Here is a 25,226-nt window from a genome sequence, read left to right as displayed (position 1 = left end):
GGATGACGTCCCATGAGTTCAAAGATGTGGGTAATAGTAATGGTATACTCAAATCAGAAGAGTATAGGTAAGTCACATAGAATGTTGATTATGGTTCTCTATAGAATTACTTCTCTGCAGTTTTTTCCGATGAAGAAAGCTTTCTTCTTGTAATAAATTTGGTGCAGATTTACTTTTTCGTAACTGTGCTATAACCTCAGGTGTTACGATCTCTTTAGCAGATTTTTTAGCAGCCTCCATAGCTTTTGTTAATGGGCTATAATCCCTTATTACCTTAGGTTGTTTATAAAAAGGATTATGTGTCCTACCTAGATCTTTTAAAAGGCTTAGTGTACCTTTTGCAGCTGCTGTCAGTATATTATTACTTTTGTTCTTTTCTTTAGTTTCAGGTTCAGTTGCTTTTTCATTAGGTTTTTCTTCAAACTTATTGACTGTTGTATGAAGTGTAGCTCGTTTTTGCTCATCGGTTAACTTGTTATAATTTTTGTCAAACATCAGTTCAGTTAAAGCTTGTTGATATATATCAAATATATTTTGTTTTTGCTCATCGGTTAACTTAAAATAATCCTTATCTTGCATTAATTCAGCTAAAGCTGCAGTTTGGATATGTTGTTTTTGGGCGATCTCACGTAGTTCTCGTAAATTCCTATAATAGGCAACATCATCCTTACGGAGTTCATCATTAATATTGATTTTAAATGCTGTAGTAAGGTTAGCTGAGTCCTTTTCAGTTACACCTGAGCCAATCATAGAAATAGCTGAAAGTGTACCACTTTTTAGTGCTGTAAGAATCTTAACAGGATTCCCACTAGTAGCAGCAGTTATGTTAGACGCTAAATTAGTGGCATTTTGAAGATTATCAACTATGAATTTGCTTGCACTAAATACCATTTCTACTTTGGGATCTACATAGTGGTAATGTTTATCTTTGCCATTTGGAACATGGTTATTTGGGACATGTAATTTCTTTTCCAATGTCTTGGCTAATTTGGGATCGAGTAGTAGTAAGTATTGTTGCTTGTCTATGTCCCCTCGATTTTGCATCAATAGGTCATTTTCTTGTGCAAGTTTACGGAGTCTTCTTGTTTTGATAACATCAGCTACTATTTCGCTAGTTACTCCAGCTAATGCTATTGCAGCCGCGGTCAAGGCTACTGGAGGGAAAACCCCGGCTAGTGTTACTACTGCAAGTGCAATTGTAACAGTACGACCTATAGCACTACCAAATAGCACCTTCGCCAATTTTGTATCTAACAGCCACTCTATACCTTTGAAAAGCCTCGTACTCTTTGTCCAATCCCAAGCAGCTTTAATTTTATTTAAAAGTCTCTTAAATTTTGATTCTGTCTTTGGTTCTGTATTTTCCTGTTCTAAAGATTTTGCAAATTCATCTGAAATTTTAACTTCATTTGTTTTAACCGATTTTAATCTTTCACTTTTCTCTTGCTCAATTATATGTAAATCATCTTTACTTTTTACAGATTTTTGAGAGAGAGTACGTTTTAACTTATTTTCACGTTCAAGCTCCATATCATCAAAGCTTTTGGAAAGCTCTGCTTTTCTTTGCTTGGGTTGCACTGTTTGATTGTCTAACGTATTAGCTATTTCTATCTCTTTAGGCACAATTGTAGTACTACCTATCTCAGAACTTTCAAGGTTTTCAAACGGCGTAGGTTCTTTTTTGTCATCTGTCATAATGTAGCTGGTTAGGAATAACAATTATATTTATTAATATAACCTATTGGTATAGACTCCTATCATATTTAATCTTAAAAGAGAGTCTAACAGCAAATTATACAAGGTTAAAGACTAATTTAATAAAAAATAAAATTAGTCAGCAATGATTGCTATAATGATTGCTATATATTCTAGTAGCAATTCTACCACAAACCTAGGTTCTGTTGACAAAAATTTTAACGTAACCATATTAAAGGGCACCGTCAAGTTAAGTAAAATAGTATCAAAAAGAGCTATATTTTGAGATTTCAGGCAGCAAGAAGTCTTTGAGTGGCTTCGTCCAAAATGGATTTAGCTGATGCAAATGCAATTCTTTGCTCAATTGCTGTTTTACTATATCTTCCAACATTTACGGCAAATATATTTCTGACTTTTCCCATCAGTGATAATTTACAGTGGGCTGAATTAGGATGCTTAAATTTAATTAATATCTTCTCGTTGCGCCTAGTTGGTTGATGAGCATTCTCAACACGATTATTTAGTCTTTTATGAGTGCGATGCTCAGTTTTAGGGCACATAAGCTTAATCGGCTTAATGTAACTTCTGAGCTTATCAGTAACAATTACTCTTGGAGCTGGATAATGACCCAATAATTTTGATAAAAAACGAATAGCTGATTTTTTATTACGACGCTTCTGCAGTAATACTTCTAATTCATGCCCCTCAGAGTCAACAGCTCTCCATAATATCAATACCTCGCCTTTAATCTTAATATTCATCTCATCTAAATGCCATTTATCAGTTGGTTTCCTCTCTCGCTTTCTGATAACATCTTGAAAATAAACCGCAAATTTATTGCACCAAAATCTTACTGTCTCATGACTTAAAATAATGCCAATTGCAATAATTAACACGGTGTATTTATCCAATCTCTATACATAATTGATTTTACTAAATCTACATTATGAGCAAGTTGATTCCAAGCGTAACAAGCCATAGTAACGATATCTTCATATACACCATAACATTGGTTAGACAAGAAATGATTTTTAATCCATTCCCAAACTTGTTCCATTGCATTAAGTTCCGGTGCATAGGGCGGAAGCGGTATCAAAGTGATATTGCTTGGCACAGTTAGTTTTTTGGCTGTGTGCCAACCTGCATTATCCATTAGTAAAGCCATATGTCGGTTGCCTTGAATACTGCGAGAAAGCTCTTCTAAGAATTTATTCATTGCCTGTGTATTTGCATATGGTAAAATTAATGCACAAGCTTCTCCTGTCTCATGGCAAGCAGCTCCGTAAATATATGTTGAAATAATACCAATTGCAATAATTAACGCAGTGGTCTAAGATGGGTTTTTAACTGATAAAAGGTACTCAAATGGCTAGGTTAATATTACCACAAGGTTTTCATGGTCATGATTTTATAAAAATGATGAAACATGAGCCGCATGGTCGAAATCGTATACGTTTATTGGCGATGTATCACCTTCAATTAGGCAAATCTTTTAAAGCCATATCTGAAATAGTGAAGTCACACTGGAAAACCGTGCAATCATCGCTCAGAAGATTTAGGAATCATGGTTTTGAAGGATTATTTGAATCACAAAGAAGCGGTGCCCCTAGGAAGATTAACAGTATACAAGAGTCTGCTATTTTTGATAAAATCAATACGCTCAGTGAAAGTAAAACTGGTGGGTATATAACTGGAAAGGAGCTACATATCATGTTAGTTGAGGAATATGGTGCTAAATGTGCTTTAAAAACAGTCTACAATACTATGCACCGCCTTGGTTTTAGCTGGATTACTTCTCGTTCAATGCATCCAAAATCAAATCAAGAGACTCAAAATAGATATAAAAAAACTTTCCAGACATGTTAACAAAATTATTAGCAAAAATATCGATAGATGTAAAGTTGATATATGGTCTCAGGATGAAACTAGAGTTGGGCAACAAGGTAGCTTAACTCGTATATGGGCTAAGCGTGGCACTAGACCCCGTAAAGTTCGGCAACAGCAATTTATTTCAACATATATTTACGGAGCTGCTTGCCATGAGACAGGAGAAGCTTGTGCATTAATTTTACCATATGCAAACACACAGGCAATGAATAAATTCTTAGAAGAGCTTTCTCGCAGTATTCAAGGCAACCGACATATAGCTTTACTAACGGATAATGCAGGTTGGCACACAGCCAAAAAACTAACTGTGCCAAGCAATATCACTTTGATACCGCTTCCGCCCTATGCACCGGAACTTAATGCAATGGAACAAGTTTGGGAATGGATTAAAAATCATTTCTTGTCTAACCAATGTTATGGTGTATATGAAGATATCGTTACTATGGCTTGTTACGCTTGGAATCAACTTGCTCATAATGTAGATTTAGTAAAATCAATTATGTATAGAGATTGGATAAATACACCGTGTTCATTATTACAATTGGTATAAATTGCTGTTGCCGAACTTTACGGGGTCTAGTGCCACGCTTAGCCCATATACGAGTTAAGCTACCTTGTTGCCCAACTCTAGTTTCATCCTGAGACCATATATCAACTTTACATCTATCAATATTTTTTGCTAATAATTTTGTTAACATGTCTGGAAAGTTTTTTTATATCTATTTTGAGTCTCTTGATTTGATTTTGGATGCATTGAACGAGAAGTAATCCAGCTAAAACCAAGGCGGTGCATAGTATTGTAGACTGTTTTTAAAGCACATTTAGCACCATATTCCTCAACTAACATGATATGTAGCTCCTTTCCAGTTATATACCCACCAGTTTTACTTTCACTGAGCGTATTAATTTTATCAAAAATAGCAGACTCTTGTATACTGTTAATCTTCCTAGGGGCACCGCTTCTTTGTGATTCAAATAATCCTTCAAAACCATGATTCCTAAATCTTCTGAGCCATGATTGCACAGTTTTCCAGTGCGACTTCACTATTTCAGATATGGCTTTAAAAGATTTGCCTAATTGAAGGTGATACATCGCCAATAAACGTATACGATTTCGACCATGCGGCTCATGTTTCATCATTTTTATAAAATCATGACCTTCAAAACCTTGCGGTAATATTAACCTAGCTATTTGAGTACCTATTTATCAGTTAAAAACCCATCTTAGACCACTGCGTTAATTATTGCAATTGGTATAACTATTATTGAATCGATGATATAACCATACTGCATGGCTAATAATGATTACTGGAAAACGATGTCTCTTTGGGGATTGAATAATACACATAGCACTGAAATTTAGGTAACAATTGTTACTGATAATCTATAAATTATTCCCTACATTTGCTCAATACTTAATTTACATTTCTCTTAACTTGACGGTGCCTGTAGATTTAGTAAAATCAATTATGTATAGAGATTGGATAAATACACCGTGTTAATTATTGCAATTGGTATTAGTATAAACTTTAATGGATTACCAAGGGCATCAACAAGGGCATGAATTTTAGTACTGAAACCACCTATTGCTTCAATAAAATGTCTCATTTTTTCTTCATGCTTGTTGTGTATACCATTTCTTTCATTAAAAAATGATAAAATTACTTCCCATGCTTGTTCTTCTATGTAATACTTCATATTGGTAGTTCCTTTTTTTGATAACTAGAAACTACCATTTCTTCTTACTATGGCAACTTTTTATTCCTCTTGCCTAACTATAATTTTTGTTAACAGAACCTAGTTGAGAAGGATATGCTAAAGATTTCAGCCTTTATTATCACAAAAAATGAAGCTACTAGGATTGCAAGAGCTATCAACAGTGTTAAGGACATTGTCGAGGAGCTTATTGTTGTTGATAGTGGTAGTACTGATGATACAGTACAAATTGCTAGAAATTTAGGAATCAAAGTGATTTTTAACGAATGGAATGGTTATGTTAAACAAAAGACTTTTGGCGAAAATTTATGTCAGAATGACTGGATATTAAATATTGATGCTGATGAAGAACTATCAAAAGCATTACAAGATGAAATAGAGTTGATATTTGCTTCAAATAATCAAGCTAATTATTTAGCTTACCGTACTAAAATTGTTATATTGCACCGTAATGATCAGAAGGTTCGTCGTTTTGCTCCTTATAATAAATGTATCAGATTATATAATCGTAAATATAGTAGTTTTTCTAATAATAACACTACTACTCATGATTCGGTGTTGTTTAATCCAAATATTAATTCACAAAACAAAATCTACGATTTAAATGGTATAATTTATCATAGGTCTGGCACGTCAATTGAGCAACTAGTAGCTAAAGCAAATTTTTATTCCTCTGAGCAAGCAAAAGATTTAGTTAAATTAGGTAGGAATCCATCAAAAACAAGAATTGCTACAGAAAGTATTTTTTATTTTTTAAAATCATTTTTTATAAGACGATATTGGGTATTTGGTTTTGATGGTTTTGTTGATTCTATGATTTTTGCTTTTGCACGGTTTATAAGATTTGCTAAAGCAAGAGAGCTGTTAAATAATAAAAAAGACGATAGCAACATAGAAGCGTAGATTACATCAATAGCCTACAATTTTTGTAAGGAGTTTAGTAGTAAGCTCAGCATATAGACATAAGTACAGGGCAGTTTAAAAGTCGTTACCAGTGGGTGGTATAAATATAGATTTAGCTTCTATCGATGTCATACCAGCCTCGGTGCAGAAAAGCAATGTTCTGAGGGGATATTTATAGATTGTAGACCCTTGTTTTGCAGGGGGACACATCAATTCTATTACTATGACTCAAACATTTCTATATTGGCTATAATGTATATAAGGCTATACACTAGTTATAGTTAAAACATTTACATGTTAGCTACACTACCACTTTCTGTAAATAAAATTAAAAAATTTTAAAATAATTACTTGCACAAAATAAAATTTTACTGTACGTGTGACTAGAAAACAATAAAACCGTTTGTCACGGTTCTTTTGTTAAATGATTTTAGTATAATCGAAGTTGAAAATGAATAGATTAAAGAAGAGGTTAGCAATCTAATCAGAAATATGGTAAAATTCAAATGACCCTAGGGAAGATATTAATAAGTCGAAGATACTATATATGGACTATTATTTGTTGCAGTAGCAATTGTTGTAGTGATAGTTTCTATCAAACAAGTAGTCAGTAGACAAGCCCCAACACAGCAAGTAGACAATCAAGCTGTCGTAATTCCTGTTGAAGTGGTTAAGGCTCAATATTCAGAGGAGACAAATGATATATTGGTTACAACAGGCAAAACCTTAGCCTATGAAACACATGCAGTTAAAGTCAATACAACAGGAAGAATTAAAGAACTTGACTTACCTATAGGTAGCTATGTTAAAAAAGGTGATATTTTAGCGGTATTAGATACCACGCAAATTGACTATCTGATTGAACTAGCAAATGAAGAGTATCGTCTTAAAGAGAAAAAAGCTAATGCGATGAAGCAGTTATTGGATAAGAACCTCATTAGATATACAGAGTATGTGAACTATAACATAGAATACCTTGATGCTAAACAAAAATATTATACATTACTTGATGAAAAAACCAATCATTATGTTGTTGCCCCATTAAGTGGAATTGTTGAACGAAAACTTGTTAATGTTGGAGAGCTTGTTATACTAATTGCAATAATGAACACGGTGTTATAAAATGGGTTTTTAACTGATAAATAGGTACTCAAATGGCACCGTCAAGTTAAGAGAAATGTAAATTAAGTATTGAGCAAATGTAGGGAATAATTTATAGATTATCAGTGACAATTGTTACCTAAATTTCAGTGCTATGTGTATTATTCAATCCCCAAAGAGACATCGTTTTCCAGTAAGCATTATTAGCCATGCAGTATGGTTATATCATCGATTCAATAATAGTTACAGAGATGTACAAGAACAGATGGCCTATCGAGGTATTATTTTAAGTCATGAGACAGTAAGATTTTGGTGCAATAAATTTACGGTTTATTTTCAAGATGTTATCAGAAAGCGAGAGAGGAAACCAACTGATAAATGGCATTTAGATAAGATGAATATTAAGATTAAAGGCGAGGTATTGATATTATGGAGAGCTGTTGACTCTGAGGGGCATGAATTAGAAGTATTACTGCAGAAGCGTCGTAATAAAAAATCAGCTATTCGTTTTTTATCAAAATTATTGGGTCATTATCCAGCTCCAAGAGTAATTGTTACTGATAAGCTCAGAAGTTACATTAAGCCGATTAAGCTTATGTGCCCTAAAACTGAGCATCGCACTCATAAAAGACTAAATAATCGTGTTGAGAATGCTCATCAACCAACTAGGCGCAACGAGAAGATATTAATTAAATTTAAGCATCCTAATTCAGCCCACTGTAAATTATCACTGATGGGAAAAGTCAGAAATATATTTGCCGTAAATGTTGGAAGATATAGTAAAACAGCAATTGAGCAAAGAATTGCATTTGCATCAGCTAAATCCATTTTGGACGAAGCCACTCAAAGACTTCTTGCTGCCTGAAATCTCAAAATATAGCTCTTTTTGATACTATTTTACTTAACTTGACGGTGGCCTTATGGTGTATATGAAGATATCGTTACTATGGCTTGTTACGCTTGGAATCAACTTGCTCATAATGTAGATTTAGTAAAATCAATTATGTATAGAGATTGGATAAATACACCGTGTTCATTATTGCAATTGGTATTACTTAACTTGACGGTGCCATAGAATCTTATAACAAAGCTTTTGTTATGTATCATTATTTATATGGAGATAGAAGTCAAAATGTTGCCCAAATGAGTTATTTGTATAATCATGGAGCAAAAGCTGCCTGTAAAAGCAAAGATTTATATAATTATAAATTTTTTGGCAAGCCACAAATTAAGGAATTTGGCATACACCATCCTAACACAGTTGATATGTTTGAATATTGCAAACAATATAACATGGATTTGTGGGTCAAGAACAATTAAATATTAAGGTTCAATCGTTGGAACTTTATATTAAGTGGCAGCTCATCGCAACTATCTTAACATTGGTTCTATCTATGCAATTGCTAATAGAGATTTCCAACGAGTATATACTCCACTGAATCGGTTGATGGAGTAATAGCTAATTTATAACCATATTCCGTAATTAAGTAGTAAGTGTAATATTCATGAACGTTTTCGATACTTACATCATCAATAGTTCTGTTTCCAAGCAAAATACCTGCTCTATCCTGATCAAGCCTGAGGTTTGGAGATGTTACTACAATTTTTATACCAATAAAATTGTCATTTTGTATCTCTAGTTCAATCTTAATAACAGCATCTCTGTATATATTGCTAGATGCCGCAACAATTAAACACATAATAATCTGAGCTATATTGTCATCGATATTTGTGCTGATTAACCTTGTGAATACTAGTTCAATATTATGATTTTTTGATTTTAAAAAATCAGTACTTAATCTATTAATTTCTGCAATAGCAATTTTGTTCCCCTCAGAAGGTAGAGAGTATACATAACGATGAAACTGTAAATAGCTCATGAATCTATTTATACTATCCTGAACCAGTTTAGTAGCTTTCTCTTGATACTCTATAGTTTTTATTAACCCAATAGCATTATCTATAACACCTATTGATCCTGCAAAATCATGACATATTTTTTCATTTAAAGCTTGGCATAATTTTAGTGAATTTAGCATATTCTTAATAAACTCGTTTAGCTGGCGGAATGCTATCTACTTCATCTGTCAAAGTTGTAAGAGTTACAGGTTTGTAATCTAACTTCACCTTACCTTGCTCATCAATCCAAGCTAGTGTATGTTTCATCCACTCCTCGTCGTTACGCTCTAAATAATCTTCCCTAGAATGAGCCCCCCTACTTTCTTTTCTATTGGCGGCAGAGTGCATAGTAATCACCGCTTGGTCTAATAAATTAGACAGTTCTAATGCTTCAACCAAATCGCTATTCCATACTAATGATCTATCATTAACCTGAATATCAGCATATTCCTTTCGTGCCTGGTCAATCATTTCTATTCCTTCATCTAGAACCTCTTGAATTCTAAATACCGCTGCATGATTTTGCATGCTTTTTTGCATTTTAAGTCTTAAGTCAGCTACTGGTAGGCCCCCTTTAGCATGACGTATACCATCAAATCTGCTAATTATTTTATCCAATATAGACTCCGGCAAACTTTTATGCTTTTGCCCTACTTTAACAATTTCAGCAGCTTTTTGTGCTGCGGCTCTACCAAATACTACTAAATCAAGCAGAGAGTTTGATCCTAACCGATTGGCCCCATGTACTGAAACGCAAGCAGCTTCACCGATTGACATTAACCCAGGAATAATCTTATTATGATTATCCTGACCTTTATCAATCACTTGACCATGGTAATTTGTTGGTATTCCCCCCATATTATAATGCACTGTTGGTAATACAGGTATTGGCTGAAGAGTTACATCAATACCAGCAAAAATTTTAGCCGTCTCTGAAATACCGGGTAAACGTTCGTGAAGAATTTCCGGCGGTAAATGATCTAAATGTAAGAATACATGATCTTTATGCTCCCCTACCCCCCTACCATCTCTGATTTCCATGGTAATAGCTCTTGATACTACATCTCTTGAAGCAAGATCCTTAGCAGCGGGAGAATATCGTTCCATAAATCGCTCTCCATTAGAATTTACTAAATACCCCCCTTCTCCTCTAGCACCTTCGGTAATTAAGCAACCAGCTCCATATATACCAGTTGGGTGGAATTGGACAAATTCCATATCTTGCAAGGCAATAGAACTTCTTGCCGCCATGCCACCTCCATCACCAGTACAAGTATGAGCACTTGTTGCAGAAAAATAAGCTCTACCATACCCGCCAGTAGCTAATACCACTAAGTGAGCATGGAAACAGTGAATTGTTCCGTCATCAAGATTCCAAGCAACTACCCCTACACATTCTCCATTATTCATTAATAAATCAAGGGCAAAATATTCGATAAAAAACTGGGCTTTATTTTTTAAAGCCTGTTGATATAAAGTATGTAATATTGCATGACCAGTACGATCTGCTGCAGCACAAGTCCTTTGAGCTGCTTGTCCCTTACCATAATTTGTTGTCATGCCACCAAAGGGGCGTTGATAAATTTTGCCTTCTTCTGTTCGAGAAAAAGGTACTCCATAATGCTCAAGCTCTAGCACTGCTGCAGTTGCATGTTTACACATATACTCAATTGCGTCTTGATCACCCAACCAATCCGAGCCTTTTACTGTATCGTACATATGCCAACGCCAATCATCTTGCCCCATATTACCAAGAGAAGCACTAATGCCCCCTTGGGCAGCCACAGTATGACTCCTAGTTGGGAAAACCTTACTAATGCAAGCAGTATTTAAGCCCTCTTTCGCCATACCAAAAGTAGCCCTAAGACCAGCCCCACCTGCTCCAACTACCACTACATCAAATTCATGGTGGATAATATTATAAGATTTAGACATTTATATAAATTCCTTTTGTTTGTAATAATCCTTTTGTTCATAGTACCCCACATTTTTTATATAACTACTATTAAAATGGCTGCTGATCGTCTATTAGCAAGGGGTCGCTGAAAGCGGCGACACGGCCAATCTCATGAAATAATATCTACCTTTATTAGGCGACCTCGAGGTAATTTAAGCTCTTCTTCACAAGATTGCCACGTCGGCGATTTCATTGCCTCCTCGCAATGACGGTTTTTGCTAAAACCTTTTCGTGTTAGTTATACATCGAATTCAGGTAAATATTAAACCTTAACTGGCATAATCACAAAAACATCTTTAGGATTCTGAAGGGTTTTCAATAACATTGGTGATGATGCATTTAAAAAGTATAGCTCAACTTGGTTTGCTTTAGTAGCACTTAACACAGCACTTAGTGCATCAGTAAGATATTTAGGATTAAAACCTATAGACAGAGTATCTTCATGATCAAAAATGCATAAATTACTTTCATCTAGAGAACATGGTATACATTCTTTAGCCACACCTCTTGTTTCTCCAGAAGCGGTAATTTCAAGCAAGTCTTTTGATAAAATCAATTTTATTGCTTGAAATTTGTCTATAGTTATTGTCGCTACTCTATCTATAGCATCAGCTAGCAACTTGGTATTAATAGTAAGTTTATAGTTGTTCTCTACTGGGATAAAAGCTTGATAGTCCGGAAAAGTTCCATCAATTAGTTTTGATACCATTATAATATCATTACAAACAAATTTAATCCTATTAACACTTAGAAAAATTTCAGTCTCCAGCTGAATATTCTTAGGGTCTTTCAATATCTTGACAATTTCCTCGAGAGTCTTTTTAGGTAAAATAACTCCAAATTCGCTAGCATTATTGGCTATTTTTACTACTGACACTGATAATCTATGCCCATCGGTGCTAGCCATACAACATTCTTCATCTTTTACGTAGAAATAAACACCATTAAGATTATAACGAGTTTCATCAACGGATACCGAAAACAAAGTACCGTCGATCATTTTAACAAAATCACTACAAGATATTTTTAAAGTAGCTTCAACATTAATATCATCTAACGCAGGGAACTGGTTAGCATGTAGGGTTAGTAGGTTAAAAGCACAATGCTTTCCTAGAATTTCAAGTTGATCTGTTTCATTTGAGACACTAAGTGTTACATCATTATCAGATATCTTTCTTATTATGTCATTTAATGTTTTAGTAGATACCATTATTTCGCCTTCACTTATTACTTGAGCTGCTACTTTTTGGCTTAAATATATTTCCATGTTAGTAGTTATTAGCTCTAGCTTACCATCCTTAGATGATAATTTAACATGACTAAGCTCAGCAATTACGTTACGTTTTTCTACCACAGAATTGGCAAAAGCCAAAGCATGAGTTAATGTTTTTGTTTCAACTATTGTTTTTAAGTTATTATTATTCATATTATTTATCCATAATTAACCTCAGTGCAAACTTACTCTTGAAGTATGAGAAGTATACATATTATATACTATCTAACAAATAAATACAAATATGTTTCCCATGCAGTTGATTCTCATCTAGTGTTATTTATCCTTTAATTACAATGGTGGATAATATGGTACGGTTATATAATTCTCCCGTATGACAGGAACGTCGATAACTTTGATATTTCTCAGGGTTAGTATATGTATCTTCTAGCATCCTTGTTATATCTTTAATACCAGCTTCTTGCAGTTGAAGTTCTACATAAGCTGGTAAATCGAACATATAATGCTTTGTTCTCAAAGAGCTACTAAAAAACTTTGAGTTCTTAGCCCGTTGCTTTATAAAATTATCGTAAAATTCTTGGTCTACCTCATAAGAGTATTGTTGAATACTAGGGCAAATAATAGTTTTAATATTTTTTGCTCCTTTCTCATGCATTAGTTTTACCAAATTATTAGTGATACCAGCTTTAGCTCCACGCCAACCACAATGAGCTGCCCCTATAACCTTACCATCTTCGCTACTAAGTAGAATAGGAACGCAATCAGCAGTTTGTACTATTAGTACTAGATTTTTTTTGGTAGTAACTGTCCCATCAGCTTCGGGATCAGTCTCAATATCACTATCAGCATCAATAACTTCGTTACCATGAACTTGCTGTAGGATAACAATATTCTCGGCATCATAATGTTTAACTACTGTTCGCCGATTATTCTCGACACTTTCTAATATCCTAGAATCACCCAACTTATTTTTTTTACTATAAATATGACTAGATTGCTTGAAGCTTCCATCAAAAATTTTATAATAAACTTTATTCTTTATAAACTCATCCACATGACCACCCTACAGCAATTTATCCATACACTATCAGATCATTTGCAAAAGAACAATGCTTTACAAAAAATCATTAAAAAATTTCGAACAGACTACTCGCTAATAGCTTGCATCGGAGTGGAAATAGAATTTTATTTAAGCAAAAATATTGATCCACTCGAATTTCAGACTCTACTTGGAATAGCAGTTAAGAAAGAAAAAGGAGCTAATCAATTTGAGGTAGATTTGCCGCCTTCCACTAACATAATTGAGTATATAGAAAAAATTAGTAGCACTAAGTCTAAAATACAAATTATTGCAGAAAAATTACGGGGTAATGTAAATTTTTCTGCCAAACCATTTGCAAGCGATTATGGTAGTAGTATGCATTTTCATGTAAATTTTATATTCCCAAATGATTTGGAGAATTGTATACTTAATATTGATCTAATGGCTCAAAGTATCTGTCATTATATGCTTGACACTTTCTTGATATTCATGCCAAATGAAGATGATTATCTTCGTTTGGATAAGAATTTTATGGCACCAACTAATGTATCTTTTGGTAATAATAATAGAACTGTTGCACTGCGCATCCCTGACCTCTCTGCTAAAAGACTAGAACATAGAATAGCAAATCCACTCACTGATCCTTATTTGGCAATTTTTACTATTTTAAACTCTATATTTCTAGGTCTAAAATTTCCTGATAAAATAAATAATATCAACAAAATATATGGCAATGCTTTTGATCAACAATATAATTTAGTGTCATTCCCCAAATCATTAACAGAAGCATTAGAGCTATTTAATTTGGAGTTTTTTATATATACTCAATAGACAAAGAGAACTAGCTACTCTAGAATCACTACTAGAAATAATGAAGCAATTATAGTGTTACAAACTTTAAAAAAAAATACTTTAAAAATTAGTAAGTGCCAAGTTCAATTATTACCTTTATTACTTACTATATTAGCATTTGTAATTCTCTTATCACTTGGGTTTTGGCAAATTGCTAGATTACAGGAAAAAGAACTGTTTTTAAGTTCAATGAAAAATAATCTTAATAATCCGCCAATTAATATAAAAGCACTTAGTGGAAATAAATTATATGCTAAAATAAGGGCAAACGGCTATTTTCTAGTGGGTAAGAATTTACATCTTTATGGGCGCAGATCAATGTCCACTGAAAAAGATGGTTATTATTTAGTTACCCCATTTCAAACTGATGATAACAAGATAATCTTGGTTGTACTAGGGTGGTTTGCTGGGAGGCATAAAAAAAACATTGATAATATAATAGATAACTCTATGGAAATCACAGGTGTAATTCTTCCCGGTGAAAGAACAAAGCTGTTTGTACTGGATAATGATGTTAAAAATAATGTTTGGTTTACCTTGGATTTAACTCAAGCCTCTGATGTTCTTGGCTTAAAATTAGAAGATTTTTATTTAGTTATGGAGGGTAATAACAATCGATCTGATATTCTTAAAAGTTTGTCGATTGAAAATTTGCTGAATGTCAGAAATGATCATTTAGAATATGCCATAACTTGGTTTGCATTAGCGATCTCGTTAGCAGTAATTTTTGTAATTTATAATTTGTCTAAAAAAGAAATAAAATAAATATAAAGGAGTAGTTATGACATTAAAAATAGGTGATATTGCACCAAATTTTACTATGCCAATAGATAATAATAGTACAGTTAATTTGTTAGATTTAGCAGGAAAGGTTGTTGTATTATATTTTTATCCTAAAGATGATACACCAGGTTGTACTATCGAAGCCGGTGACTTTAATAAATTAAAACTAGAATTTGAAAAAATGAATGCTGTCATTATTGGTGTATCAAAGGACGATTTAAATTCTCATGATAAATTCAAGAAAAAATATTGTTTGGATTTTGATCTTGCATCAGATTCTAATTCCGATACTTGTGAAAAATATGGAGTTTGGGTAGAAAAATCAATGTTTGGTAAAAAATATATGGGAGTTAATAGAGCTACTTTCTTAATAGATAAAAAAGGCAAGATAGCTTACATTTGGTCAAAAGTACAAGTGGCTGGACATGCTGAAGACGTATTAAATCAGGTACGGAAAATAATAGACTTACTGCATAATACCAATTACAATAATTAACACGGTGTATTTATCCAATCTCTATACATAATTGATTTTACTAAATCTACATTATGAGCAAGTTGATTCCAAGCGTAACAAGCCATAGTAACGATATCTTCATATACACCATAACATTGGTTAGACAAGAAATGATTTTTAATCCATTCCCAAACTTGTTCCATTGCATTAAGTTCCGGTGCATAGGGCGGAAGCGGTATCAAAGTGATATTGCTTGGCACAGTTAGTTTTTTGGCTGTGTGCCAACCTGCATTATCCGTTAGTAAAGCTATATGTCGGTTGCCTTGAATACTGCGAGAAAGCTCTTCTAAGAATTTATTCATTGCCTGTGTGTTTGCATATGGTAAAATTAATGCACAAGCTTCTCCTGTCTCATGGCAAGCAGCTCCGTAAATATATGTTGAAATAAATTGCTGTTGCCGAACTTTACGGGGTCTAGTGCCACGCTTAGCCCATATACGAGTTAAGATACCTTGTTGCCCAACTCTAGTTTCATCCTGAGACCATATATCAACTTTACATCTATCGATATTTTTTGGTAATAATTTTGTTAACATGTCTGGAAAGTTTTTTTATATCTATTTTGAGTCTCTTGATTTGATTTTGGATGCATTGAACGAGAAGTAATCCAGCTAAAACCAAGGCGGTGCATAGTATTGTAGACGGCACCGTCAAGTTAAGAGAAATGTAAATTAAGTATTGAGCAAATGTAGGGAATAATTTATAGATTATCAGTGACAATTGTTACCTAAATTTCAGTGCTATGTGTATTATTCAATCCCTAAAGAGACATCGTTTTCCAGTAAGCATTATTAGCCGTGCAGTATGGTTATATCATCGATTCAATAATAGTTATACTAATTGCAATAATGAACACGGTGTTATAAAATGGGTTTTTAACTGATAAATAGGTACTCAAATACCTAGGTTAATATTACCGCAAGGTTTTGAAGGTCATGATTTTATAAAAATGATGAAACATGAGCCGCATGGTCGAAATCGTATACGTTTATTGGCGATGTATCACCTTCAATTAGGCAAATCTTTTAAAGCCATATCTGAAATAGTGAAGTCACACTGGAAAACTGTGCAATCATCGCTCAGAAGATTTAGGAATCATGGTTTTGAAGGATTATTTGAATCACAAAGAAGCGGTGCCCCTAGGAAGATTAACAGTATACAAGAGTCTGCTATTTTTGATAAAATCAATACGCTCAGTGAAAGTAAAACTGGTGGGTATATAACTGGAAAAGAGCTACATATCATGTTACTTGAGGAATATGGTGCTACATGTGCTTTAAAAACAGTCTACAATACTATGCACCGCCTTGGTTTTAGCTGGATTACTTCTCGTTCAATGCATCCAAAATCAAATCAAGAGACTCAAAATAGATATAAAAAAACTTTCCAGACATGTTAACAAAATTATTAGCAAAAAATATCGATAGATGTAAAGTTGATATATGGTCTCAGGATGAAACTAGAGTTGGGCAACAAGGTAGCTTAACTCGTATATGGGCTAAGCGTGGCACTAGACCCCGTAAAGTTCGGCAACAGCAATTTATTTCAACATATATTTACGGAGCTGCTTGCCATGAGACAGGAGAAGCTTTTGCATTAATTTTACCATATGCAAACACACAGGCAATGAATAAATTCTTAGAAGAGCTTTCTCGCAGTATTCAAGGCAACCGACATATAGCTTTACTAACGGATAATGCAGGTTGGCACACAGCCAAAAAACTAACTGTGCCAAGCAATATCACTTTGATACCGCTTCCGCCCTATGCACCGGAACTTAATGCAATGGAACAAGTTTGGGAATGGATTAAAAATCATTTCTTGTCTAACCAATGTTATGGTGTATATGAAGATATCGTTACTATGGCTTGTTACGCTTGGAATCAACTTGCTCATAATGTAGATTTAGTAAAATCAATTATGTATAGAGATTGGATAAATACACCGTGTTAATTATTGCAATTGGTATTATTCAATCCCCAAAGAGACATCGTTTTCCAGTAATCATTATTAGCCATGCAGTATGGTTATATCATCGATTCAATAATAGTTACAGAGATGTACAAGAACAGATGGCCTATCGAGGTATTATTTTAAGTCATGAGACAGTAAGATTTTGGTGCAATAAATTTGCGGTTTATTTTCAAGATGTTATCAGAAAGCGAGAGAGGAAACCAACTGATAAATGGCATTTAGATGAGATGAATATTAAGATTAAAGGCGAGGTATTGATATTATGGAGAGCTGTTGACTCTGAGGGGCATGAATTAGAAGTATTACTGCAGAAGCGTCGTAACAAAAAATCAGCTATTCGTTTTTTATCAAAATTATTGGGTCATTATCCAGCTCCAAGAGTAATTGTTACTGATAAGCTCAGAAGTTACATTAAGCCGATTAAGCTTATGTGCCCTAAAACTGAGCATCGCACTCATAAAAGACTAAATAATCGTGTTGAGAATGCTCATCAACCAACTAGGCGCAACGAGAAGATATTAATTAAATTTAAGCATCCTAATTCAGCCCACTGTAAATTATCACTGATGGGAAAAGTCAGAAATATATTTGCCGTAAATGTTGGAAGATATAGTAAAACAGCAATTGAGCAAAGAATTGCATTTGCATCAGCTAAATCCATTTGGGACGAAGCCACTCAAAGACTTCTTGCTGCCTGAAATCTAAAAATATAGCTCTTTTTGATACTATTTTACTTAACTTGACGGTGCCCAATATACTTAATCTGTAATCGTGATTTTTATCACATATTAGTAAATCTTTCTTTAAAAATAAAATTATAAATACAGTTTTTACTTTCCCTCTCTATGACAATTGCATTAACATTAATTAATCTTTAGTAAATAAATTAACTAATAGGTAATAAAATGGTTTTATTTAACAAGTTACAAAATAATTTTCTTATTAATAGATTTAATAGATATATATCTATTAGATATATATCTATTAGATATTTAGTAACAAAGCGCATAATTTTTCTTTTTTTGTTTATTCTGTTTTTTTTATTACAAGGGTTTGGTACATCTAATGTTTTGGCAGAAGGACTAAGAAATGAGCAAATAGATTTACATCATCCAAACCCAACTATTAATAGAGAATACTTTGAAAATGAAATAGGAACAACTTGGCAACTTATTGATGAAGCTCGTGATGAGTTGAAAAGACTAGAGCAAACACGTAATTCACAAATAATAGACAGATTTGGGGATTATGACAATGAGTTGAAAAAAGAATTTGGTTCACAAAACAATTATTATCTAGGAACACTTAAGTTACTAGAAACAAATTATTTAACATTACTTGATTTACATAGAAACTATAGTGTCAAGAAAGAAATGATCGAAGAAAAAATATCAAATAACGAAAGACGGAAAGGTATAAAGGAGAAAGGTTTCACCGCAATAAAGCAACTAATAAAGAGAAATTCTAAAGAATATGATAAAGCTCAATCAGACTCTGAACAAAAGGCTTTGGTAGAAAAGGAAGAATCTTTATTAAAAATAAAAAAAGAATTAGAAGAAACCTCATATCAAGATGCTGTATATTTGAAGAATGAGAATAACAAACAAGGAGGGAGCGAATATAACGTAGTAAACACAAACCCCGAAAGTATTTACGAAGACAATGTTTCAGATCATTCAAGTATAGTTAAAATTTTAAAAAAAATAGACATATCTCCACAAGACCTAAGGTACGATGATAACACAAAAGAAACTCTCTATATTAATCTTAAGGAAGTAAATCAAAAGTTAGAAGATTTGGCACAGGATATTAGTAACATAGAACAGCAAGAGTCAATACTCAACCAAGAAAAAGATCATTACGACAAACTATCAAGTGCTATCAATATAAAAGAAGATAAAATCCGCAAGTTAGAAGAAACAAAACAATACTTTGAATCTAAGTTAGATTGTAAAGAGGCTAATAATTCATTACCTACTTTACCAAAGAAAAAATTTAAGAATGTGGCAGCATGCATTATTTCTATTATAAAAGCACAACCTCAAGCTTCTAATAGTTTGATGTCAGTAAAATCACCTTATATACCTATGTCAATAGTAGCTGAATCTCAGTCTCTTGCAAAAACCACACCTCCAGTAACTATAGTCAATTCAGAAGAATTTGATAGCAGGAATGATGGAGCGAAGCCTATAGATAATAGGCGAGTGATCGAAGACGATGTTACCAAATTCTCATCAATTGACTATAACCTTCAGCATTCTGTAGAAACTATATACTTAAATGATTTGGAGAATGGGGACAACAAACAAGGGGTAAGCAAAAACAACTTAGAACTACATGAAGATGAGAATCCACCGAAACCTTACAAAACTAAAAGGCAGAAAAGGAGTATAGCTGTACATGATAATGCAGATGTTATTCAAAATGAAATATTTGATAAAGACAATCTTGGGTTAGAAGAATTGTTTAAAGAAGAAGCTGTGCCAATAGTAGCTAATGAGCAACTTCCTGAGGAAGAACATCATGCAGATAAACATCTTGTAGTTAATGTTCAACCTCTTGAGGCTGTACCTCAACCTTCTGCAAATGTAGTCCATGTAGAAAATCATCCTACTGCAGTTCAACCTCCTGTAGCTAATGAGCAGCATCTTATACCTAATGATCAACCTCAGAAGGATGAACATGAGATATTTGATGAAGATAATCTTGGGTTAGAAAAATTGTTTAAAGAAGAGGATGTACCAATAGTAACTAATGATCAAGCCCAAGAGGCTGAACATGATGCAGATAAACCTCTTGTAGCTAATGATCAACCTCAGAAGGATGAACATCTTATAGCTAATGAGCAACTTCCTGAGCCTGAACATCCTGCAGATAAACGTCTTGTAGCTAATGATCAACCTCAGAAGGATGAACATCTTATAGCTAATGAGCAACTTCCTGAGCCTGAACATCCTGCAGATGAACAGCTTATATCTGATGTTCAACCTATTGCAACTGCAGCTGAACCCCAAATTTCTGCAGAAACTACAATATTAGCTGAAAAAGAATCTTATATCTCACCTATTAATTTTGATATCGAACAAAATATAGCAAAATATACTACATATATAGAATTTGATTTCTTGGATTTAACTTCAAACGCTTTAAGTACTCGAAATAATCTATTAAAACATAATACGGTAAATATGGTAGCGGCAGGGGATAATGATTATTATATTAAAAAAGGAGGGTGGATTCAAGTTATGAACTCTACTAGCAAACAAAAAGGAAATACTTTACCCTTTAAAAATAATCAGCAAGGCTTCGTTCTAGGTTTTGATGCACAGCCTCTTGATGAACTTATTATAGGAATCGCATATGCTAATGCAAATTCATATACTAAATTTCAAGGCATCTTTAATGACAAGCAAAATATTATTTTACATGTAGCTGCAGTTTACAGCAAATATACATTATCACAAAATATGTATCTGAGTTCTTATCTTAAATATGGTAAAGCCTTTATTAAAAATCTAGGGAAAAGAGATACTATATCAATTAAGAGCAAGACTAACGGTTATGTAGGACGTGCGAAGCTTGAAACTCACTATAAAGTTGATTTAGATAAATTTTTGTTCAAGCCAATGGTAGGAATAATATTTGATCGTTTTCTAATCAAAAATTTTACAGAATATAGGAAAGATTTTAATATTAATGTACCAACTAGGAAAGGAAAAAGAGTATCATTTGAAACTGGAATTGATTTCAGTAAACGCATTTTAGTAAGAAATATTTCAATTATTCCTAAGGTATACTTTAAACTAGAACAGACTGTTCTACTAAATAATTCAACTGACATCATTAATTTTACTAGCATAGAACACCATACTCAAACAGCAGCTATCACAAAATCTCTAAGACCATCTCCAAAGAATGTTATGTACACTTTAGGAGGTTGTATAAACATGCAATCTGTATCAGAACTTGAATTAGGTGCTGGTTACGATTATAGTTTAAAGAAAAGTTTTACTACCCACTCTTTCTATGTTAATGGATCAGTGAAATTTTAATACAAGTTGCTAATTATTACATAATTAGCAACTTTCGTTAAGGATTTCTACTACCACCTACATTTCGGTTAGGTTTTTTATGAGCAAGTCCTTTCATATCTAGAGAACCATCTAGAGCAGGGGTGGCATTAGCATCATGTAATAGCTGAGACGCCTCCTTAAAAAGAGGGTCAGCTGTTACACGATCAGGTTGCAACCCGTGAACAGCAGCTGAATTTACCTTAATATTACCCTGGACATTTTTAACGATTCCTACATATTCTCCTTTGTTTTTAAGGACTTCTTGCTCAAGTTGCTCAAGAGTGCTTTGATCTACTGGTAAAGTATAAGTTTTACCCTTACGTTTCAAATATAAAGGTGACTTATTGTCATCAGAACAAGAAAATATTTCTGTAGGTTTGGTCAGATGCACCAACTTGCCATTCTTATAGTGAGCAGTCAAATATACAGCATCTTCTTTACTAATATTACGTCCATTTGTATCTTGTACTGCAAAAGACATATGGCATGCCCCCTGCATATCTATAGATAACGGTATATTTACCATACGAGTATTTTTAATTTCTTCTCCCTCTCTAGTTTTATATTTAGCATTTTTGTCATCATGACTTACATCATAACTCAATGTTGTTTCATTTATTGTCACAACATCCTTACCGTTTTGCTTCAAGTTAAAGCTTTTACCTGATTCTGGGGATATAATATTTTCTTGCCATGCAATATCTTTATACTCAGCTGCAAATTTTTTATGAATATCTGTATAGCCTCTTTGTTCAATATTTTCTATCTCTCGTAGTACATTTGAGTCCCGAAATGCTTCGGATAATTTACCAACATTTTCTTGGGCAAATTGAGCAAAACTGCTTGTAGATTGCAAAGAAAATTTATTAACAATTGGCTGAACTTGCTCTCTTGACAATTCCTTAAAAGCTTGCAATATTTTATCATCGTCATAAACATTACCCTTAGTCTTATCCTGAACTAATACTTTATCTACAGACACGCCACTATCCATCACTGGCCTATACTCTGTACCTACTGATTGATACAACTTTTGCCTATTATCTGTTTGGCTATCAACTGCTCTAAACTCTTTAGTAATAGTCTCTGTTTCCGTACCTATTGACTTACCAGCTATCTTATCCGTTTGAATCCCAACTTCGTATGCTTCTGGCTTAATTTGTAACTTTTCCAATTGACTTAGAAGTACGGCATTTTGGCTTTCAAGAGCAGCTATCCTAACATCCTTATCTCTAAGCTCTGTTACCCTAGCCTGTTCATCTTTTTGGATTCTTTGGGCATGTTCCTGAGCGACCTCCAACCTCCCCCAAAATTCATCTATATCCCCTTTTTGTTTTGTTACTAAAGCATTATACTTTAATTCTTCTGCTGCACTAAGTGTTTCTAGCTGATTTTTTGTATCTTTTTTTATTTTTTCTAACTGAGATTTTAACCCCTCATTCTCGTCATTTACTTTATTTAGCTGAGTTTTAAAGTTTTTATTCTGGTCATATTGTTCAGCAGAAATAAGTTTCTCCAACGTTAGGTCTTCTTGAATTTTCTTTAGCTCTGCCTGTTGTTTTTTGTATTCTGCCTCTAAATCTTTTGTTCCACTAAGTGTTTCTAACTGTTTTCTTTCATTTCCTATTTTTTCTAACTGAGATTTTAAACTATTATTCTCATTGGTTAACCCACCTAGCTGATCTTGTAATTCTTTAGCCTGCTCACTTTCTACACCATATTCTTGCTCAACTGCCTTTAGGCTTTCTTGAACGGTTATTAATTCTTGTTGCTTCTTTTCTAGCTCACTCCGACTTTCTTGCTGCTCTGATTTTAGTTGTGATAATTCCTCGTTTATTGTTTGCAATTCTGCTGCAGCTGCCTCTGATTGTTCTTTAAGCATTGCTGCATAATTTTCTTTTGCTACCTGTAATTCCGAGTTGGCGGCTTCTTTTGCTTCAGTAAGAGCCTTTATCTGACTTTCCTTCTCCTCTCTTGTTTTTTTAAACTCAGTCGTTAATTGATGCTGAGCCTCGGTTAATTCCTCTACCTGTTCTTGTAATTCTTTAGCCTGCTCACTTTCTTTTCCATGCAATCTTTCAGCTTCAAGCAATTTCTCACTAGTACTGGTTAATTCTTCTTTCGTCTTTTGTAGCTCTGCCTGTCTTTCTTGCCGCTCTAATTTTAGTTTTAATAATTCCTTATTTATCTCTTGCAATTCTGCTGCATAATCTTCTTTTGCTTTACTATACTCTAAATCTTTTGCTCCACTAAGTTCTAATAGCTGTTCTTTTTCATTTTTCTCTGTCTCTTCTAACTTAGCTCTTAAATTATCATTTGCACTGGTTAACTTATCTATCTGATCTGACAAAGATCCATCTGATTCACTTAGCTCCTGTAGTTCATCTGCCCAATTTTTCTCATTAGTAGGCATACTAAATTGTTTCTGCTCTTTTTCTTCTTTCAGACCTATAATCTCGTTTTGGAGGTCATCTATTAATTTTTGATGTGCTTGTATTTCTTGCTTTGTAGACAATTGTAGCTGTGTTAATTGCTGGTCTAAATTATCTGCTCTTGCTTTTTCAACACTAGTCAGTTCTTTTTGCTGTTTTATCAGTTCATTAATCTCAATTTGACGTTTCACTGACGCCTCAGCATCATTAGCTCTTTCTTGTAATATAGAATACTGGCTAACTGAAGCTTCTTGTTGTTTTGCACTGGATAGAGGGGGGTAAGATTTTTGTTCCAATTGCTTTAATTCTTCAAACAACTGCTCTTCTTTTTGCTTGCTTTGTTCAATGATTTTAGTCTTTGCATCTATTTCGTCTTGGATTGTCTTTATTTCTTTTTCCTGGAGTATTATATTTTCATATTGTTCTGCTAGTATAGGCTCTTGTTCTGAAATAGCTTTTATATCTTTTTCTATCTCTACTTGCCGTTCCTTAAACAATTCTTGTAGTATTGGCTGAGCATCAACTGTCAAATTATCAGCTAAACCTTTCTTTTGTAACTCCTTTTTTTGCTCGATTAAATTTTTATCTCTTTTTTCTAAATTCTGCATACTGGCATTAAGCTCGGTCATAAGCTGCAAATTTTTCTCAAGTAACTCTTTTTTGTCATCTTCTTTAAGTAATTCACTTCCTTCAAGGAATTTAGCAAATGCCTTTTTATTTTCAATGCTCCTATGAGAAGTATCTTGTCTATCTTCATGTAAAAACTGCTCAAACTCTCGGCATAGCTCAAGATTTGATACAATGTTTTCATATTGCTGCTTGATCAGTTCTAACTCTGAGTCTATAAATTCATTTTGTTCTTGAACTGCTTGTATTATTGCGTCTGCTGATTGAGCAGCTAGGTGTCCTTTTATTTTTTCCTGCTGTTTCCAAAGTTTTCCCAACAATTCTGATGCATCATTATCTTCTTGCTGCAAATTCTCTCTTAGAATATCTAATGCTTTTTGCTTGTCTTGAATATCTTTTTGTAAACCTTTAAGGTCTTTATCAGCTTCTTCAAACATACCCTGTTCAGTTTTCACCTTTTCTTTAAGTTGTTTTATTGCGGATAAAATTTCTTCTGATTCTGGTAATGACATTTTTTTACCCATAGTTTTAATT

29 protein-coding genes are annotated in these 25,226 nt (G+C 33.6%); 16 read left to right on the top strand and 13 right to left on the bottom strand.

Features of this window, described 5'->3' with window-relative positions; genetic code table 11:
* Window positions 1-72 precede the first annotated feature (72 nt).
* The 3 genes from ACFE3K_RS00485 to ACFE3K_RS00475 form a co-directional block, all read right to left on the bottom strand.
* Window positions 73-1,695 carry a hypothetical protein gene (locus ACFE3K_RS00485; protein ID WP_375358925.1) on the bottom strand — a complete coding sequence of 541 codons (1,623 nt, stop codon included), beginning with the start codon at window positions 1,693-1,695 and terminating at the stop codon, window positions 73-75.
* A 290-nt stretch (window positions 1,696-1,985) separates the two neighbouring features.
* The gene (locus ACFE3K_RS00480; RefSeq protein WP_375358924.1) at window positions 1,986-2,591 is read right to left on the bottom strand and encodes an IS6 family transposase; all 606 of its coding nucleotides are present in this window, start codon (window positions 2,589-2,591) and stop codon (window positions 1,986-1,988) included.
* On the bottom strand, window positions 2,585-2,983 hold the full coding sequence (locus ACFE3K_RS00475) for a transposase (protein WP_375359533.1): 399 nt from the start codon (window positions 2,981-2,983) through the stop codon (window positions 2,585-2,587). Before ACFE3K_RS00475 ends, ACFE3K_RS00480 begins: the two co-directional genes overlap by 7 nt.
* A gap of 77 nt (window positions 2,984-3,060) precedes the next feature.
* Between ACFE3K_RS00475 and ACFE3K_RS00470 the strand changes: the two genes are divergently transcribed.
* Window positions 3,061-3,561: a helix-turn-helix domain-containing protein gene (locus ACFE3K_RS00470; protein ID WP_375358543.1), complete on the top strand. Its 501-nt coding sequence runs from the start codon at window positions 3,061-3,063 to the stop codon at window positions 3,559-3,561.
* Window positions 3,470-4,132, top strand: coding sequence for an IS630 family transposase (locus ACFE3K_RS00465; protein ID WP_375358923.1), 663 nt, complete (start codon window positions 3,470-3,472; stop codon window positions 4,130-4,132). The genes ACFE3K_RS00470 and ACFE3K_RS00465 overlap by 92 nt, the downstream gene beginning before the upstream one ends.
* Here the strand turns inward: ACFE3K_RS00465 and ACFE3K_RS00460 are convergent.
* Both ACFE3K_RS00460 and ACFE3K_RS00455 read right to left on the bottom strand, forming a co-directional pair.
* The gene (locus ACFE3K_RS00460; protein ID WP_375358922.1) at window positions 4,080-4,280 is read right to left on the bottom strand and encodes a hypothetical protein; all 201 of its coding nucleotides are present in this window, start codon (window positions 4,278-4,280) and stop codon (window positions 4,080-4,082) included. The two genes, ACFE3K_RS00465 and ACFE3K_RS00460, sit on opposite strands and share 53 nt — an antisense overlap.
* Window positions 4,274-4,723, bottom strand: coding sequence for a helix-turn-helix domain-containing protein (locus ACFE3K_RS00455; protein WP_375358519.1), 450 nt, complete (start codon window positions 4,721-4,723; stop codon window positions 4,274-4,276). The genes ACFE3K_RS00460 and ACFE3K_RS00455 overlap by 7 nt, the downstream gene beginning before the upstream one ends.
* A 229-nt stretch (window positions 4,724-4,952) precedes the next feature.
* On the opposite strand from ACFE3K_RS00455, the gene ACFE3K_RS00450 reads away from it, so the two are divergent.
* Window positions 4,953-5,084 carry a hypothetical protein gene (locus ACFE3K_RS00450; RefSeq protein ID WP_375358921.1) on the top strand — a complete coding sequence of 44 codons (132 nt, stop codon included), beginning with the start codon at window positions 4,953-4,955 and terminating at the stop codon, window positions 5,082-5,084.
* Here ACFE3K_RS00450 and ACFE3K_RS00445 read toward each other — a convergent pair.
* Window positions 5,050-5,280 carry a hypothetical protein gene (locus ACFE3K_RS00445; RefSeq protein ID WP_375358920.1) on the bottom strand — a complete coding sequence of 77 codons (231 nt, stop codon included), beginning with the start codon at window positions 5,278-5,280 and terminating at the stop codon, window positions 5,050-5,052. The two genes, ACFE3K_RS00450 and ACFE3K_RS00445, sit on opposite strands and share 35 nt — an antisense overlap.
* A 114-nt stretch (window positions 5,281-5,394) precedes the next feature.
* Between ACFE3K_RS00445 and ACFE3K_RS00440 the strand changes: the two genes are divergently transcribed.
* The 5 genes from ACFE3K_RS00440 to ACFE3K_RS00420 all read left to right on the top strand — a co-directional run bounded on the left by ACFE3K_RS00440 (window position 5,395) and on the right by ACFE3K_RS00420 (window position 8,622).
* On the top strand, window positions 5,395-6,201 hold the full coding sequence (locus ACFE3K_RS00440) for a glycosyltransferase family 2 protein (RefSeq protein WP_375358919.1): 807 nt from the start codon (window positions 5,395-5,397) through the stop codon (window positions 6,199-6,201).
* 582 nt (window positions 6,202-6,783) lie between these two features.
* The gene (locus ACFE3K_RS00435; protein WP_375358918.1) at window positions 6,784-7,323 is read left to right on the top strand and encodes a biotin/lipoyl-binding protein; all 540 of its coding nucleotides are present in this window, start codon (window positions 6,784-6,786) and stop codon (window positions 7,321-7,323) included.
* Between the two features lie 133 nt (window positions 7,324-7,456).
* On the top strand, window positions 7,457-8,167 hold the full coding sequence (locus tag ACFE3K_RS00430; protein ID WP_375358917.1) for an IS6 family transposase: 711 nt from the start codon (window positions 7,457-7,459) through the stop codon (window positions 8,165-8,167).
* Between the two features lie 81 nt (window positions 8,168-8,248).
* Window positions 8,249-8,377 carry a hypothetical protein gene (locus tag ACFE3K_RS00425; RefSeq protein ID WP_375358916.1) on the top strand — a complete coding sequence of 43 codons (129 nt, stop codon included), beginning with the start codon at window positions 8,249-8,251 and terminating at the stop codon, window positions 8,375-8,377.
* 23 nt (window positions 8,378-8,400) lie between these two features.
* Window positions 8,401-8,622, top strand: coding sequence for a hypothetical protein (locus ACFE3K_RS00420; RefSeq protein ID WP_375358915.1), 222 nt, complete (start codon window positions 8,401-8,403; stop codon window positions 8,620-8,622).
* A gap of 83 nt (window positions 8,623-8,705) precedes the next feature.
* Here ACFE3K_RS00420 and ACFE3K_RS00415 read toward each other — a convergent pair whose 3' ends face one another.
* The 4 genes from ACFE3K_RS00415 to pgeF form a co-directional block, all read right to left on the bottom strand.
* Window positions 8,706-9,341, bottom strand: coding sequence for a histidine phosphotransferase family protein (locus ACFE3K_RS00415; RefSeq protein WP_375358914.1), 636 nt, complete (start codon window positions 9,339-9,341; stop codon window positions 8,706-8,708).
* Window positions 9,342-9,345: 4 nt separating this feature from the next.
* A complete protein-coding gene (gene sdhA, locus ACFE3K_RS00410) occupies window positions 9,346-11,136 on the bottom strand; it encodes a succinate dehydrogenase flavoprotein subunit (protein ID WP_375358913.1) in 1,791 nt (596 codons plus the stop codon).
* Window positions 11,137-11,420: 284 nt separating this feature from the next.
* Window positions 11,421-12,584 carry a DNA polymerase III subunit beta gene (dnaN, locus tag ACFE3K_RS00405; RefSeq protein ID WP_375358912.1) on the bottom strand — a complete coding sequence of 388 codons (1,164 nt, stop codon included), beginning with the start codon at window positions 12,582-12,584 and terminating at the stop codon, window positions 11,421-11,423.
* A gap of 127 nt (window positions 12,585-12,711) precedes the next feature.
* Complete coding sequence (gene pgeF / locus ACFE3K_RS00400) at window positions 12,712-13,446, bottom strand: peptidoglycan editing factor PgeF (protein ID WP_375358911.1); 735 nt, start codon at window positions 13,444-13,446, stop codon at window positions 12,712-12,714.
* Between pgeF and ACFE3K_RS00395 the strand changes: the two genes are divergently transcribed.
* From ACFE3K_RS00395 to bcp, 3 genes are all read left to right on the top strand, one after another.
* Complete coding sequence (locus tag ACFE3K_RS00395; RefSeq protein ID WP_375359532.1) at window positions 13,447-14,265, top strand: glutamine synthetase; 819 nt, start codon at window positions 13,447-13,449, stop codon at window positions 14,263-14,265.
* Window positions 14,266-14,352: 87 nt separating this feature from the next.
* The gene (locus ACFE3K_RS00390) at window positions 14,353-15,051 is read left to right on the top strand and encodes an SURF1 family protein (protein ID WP_375359531.1); all 699 of its coding nucleotides are present in this window, start codon (window positions 14,353-14,355) and stop codon (window positions 15,049-15,051) included.
* Window positions 15,052-15,067: 16 nt separating this feature from the next.
* Window positions 15,068-15,565: a thioredoxin-dependent thiol peroxidase gene (bcp, locus tag ACFE3K_RS00385; protein WP_375358910.1), complete on the top strand. Its 498-nt coding sequence runs from the start codon at window positions 15,068-15,070 to the stop codon at window positions 15,563-15,565.
* On the opposite strand, the gene ACFE3K_RS00380 is transcribed toward bcp, so the two are convergent.
* Both ACFE3K_RS00380 and ACFE3K_RS00375 read right to left on the bottom strand, forming a co-directional pair.
* Window positions 15,562-16,122: an IS630 family transposase gene (locus ACFE3K_RS00380; protein ID WP_375358539.1), complete on the bottom strand. Its 561-nt coding sequence runs from the start codon at window positions 16,120-16,122 to the stop codon at window positions 15,562-15,564. The two genes, bcp and ACFE3K_RS00380, sit on opposite strands and share 4 nt — an antisense overlap.
* Window positions 16,116-16,217: a hypothetical protein gene (locus ACFE3K_RS00375; protein WP_375358741.1), complete on the bottom strand. Its 102-nt coding sequence runs from the start codon at window positions 16,215-16,217 to the stop codon at window positions 16,116-16,118. The genes ACFE3K_RS00380 and ACFE3K_RS00375 overlap by 7 nt, the downstream gene beginning before the upstream one ends.
* Before the next feature lie 111 nt (window positions 16,218-16,328).
* Here ACFE3K_RS00375 and ACFE3K_RS00370 point away from each other — a divergent pair, with 111 nt between their 5' ends.
* The 5 genes from ACFE3K_RS00370 (at window position 16,329) to ACFE3K_RS00350 (ending at window position 21,612) form a co-directional block, all read left to right on the top strand.
* Window positions 16,329-16,469: a hypothetical protein gene (locus ACFE3K_RS00370; RefSeq protein WP_375358909.1), complete on the top strand. Its 141-nt coding sequence runs from the start codon at window positions 16,329-16,331 to the stop codon at window positions 16,467-16,469.
* A 66-nt stretch (window positions 16,470-16,535) separates the two neighbouring features.
* Window positions 16,536-16,985 (top strand): helix-turn-helix domain-containing protein, encoded by a 450-nt coding sequence (locus tag ACFE3K_RS00365; protein WP_375358908.1) that lies wholly within the window; start codon window positions 16,536-16,538, stop codon window positions 16,983-16,985.
* Window positions 16,979-17,539: an IS630 family transposase gene (locus ACFE3K_RS00360; protein ID WP_375358907.1), complete on the top strand. Its 561-nt coding sequence runs from the start codon at window positions 16,979-16,981 to the stop codon at window positions 17,537-17,539. The genes ACFE3K_RS00365 and ACFE3K_RS00360 overlap by 7 nt, the downstream gene beginning before the upstream one ends.
* A complete protein-coding gene (locus tag ACFE3K_RS00355; RefSeq protein WP_375358906.1) occupies window positions 17,533-18,258 on the top strand; it encodes an IS6 family transposase in 726 nt (241 codons plus the stop codon). The genes ACFE3K_RS00360 and ACFE3K_RS00355 overlap by 7 nt, the downstream gene beginning before the upstream one ends.
* A 207-nt stretch (window positions 18,259-18,465) precedes the next feature.
* Window positions 18,466-21,612: an autotransporter domain-containing protein gene (locus ACFE3K_RS00350; protein WP_375358905.1), complete on the top strand. Its 3,147-nt coding sequence runs from the start codon at window positions 18,466-18,468 to the stop codon at window positions 21,610-21,612.
* Window positions 21,613-21,649: 37 nt separating this feature from the next.
* Here the strand turns inward: ACFE3K_RS00350 and ACFE3K_RS00345 are convergent, their stop codons facing one another.
* Complete coding sequence (locus ACFE3K_RS00345; protein ID WP_375358904.1) at window positions 21,650-25,216, bottom strand: Sca4 family protein; 3,567 nt, start codon at window positions 25,214-25,216, stop codon at window positions 21,650-21,652.
* Window positions 25,217-25,226 lie beyond the last annotated feature (10 nt).

Source organism: Candidatus Tisiphia endosymbiont of Neophilaenus lineatus (assembly GCF_964264975.1).
Classification (GTDB): Bacteria; Pseudomonadota; Alphaproteobacteria; order Rickettsiales; family Rickettsiaceae; genus Tisiphia.
The sequence above is the reverse complement of the archived record's forward strand: the minus strand, read 5'-3'. Positions and strand labels throughout refer to the sequence as shown.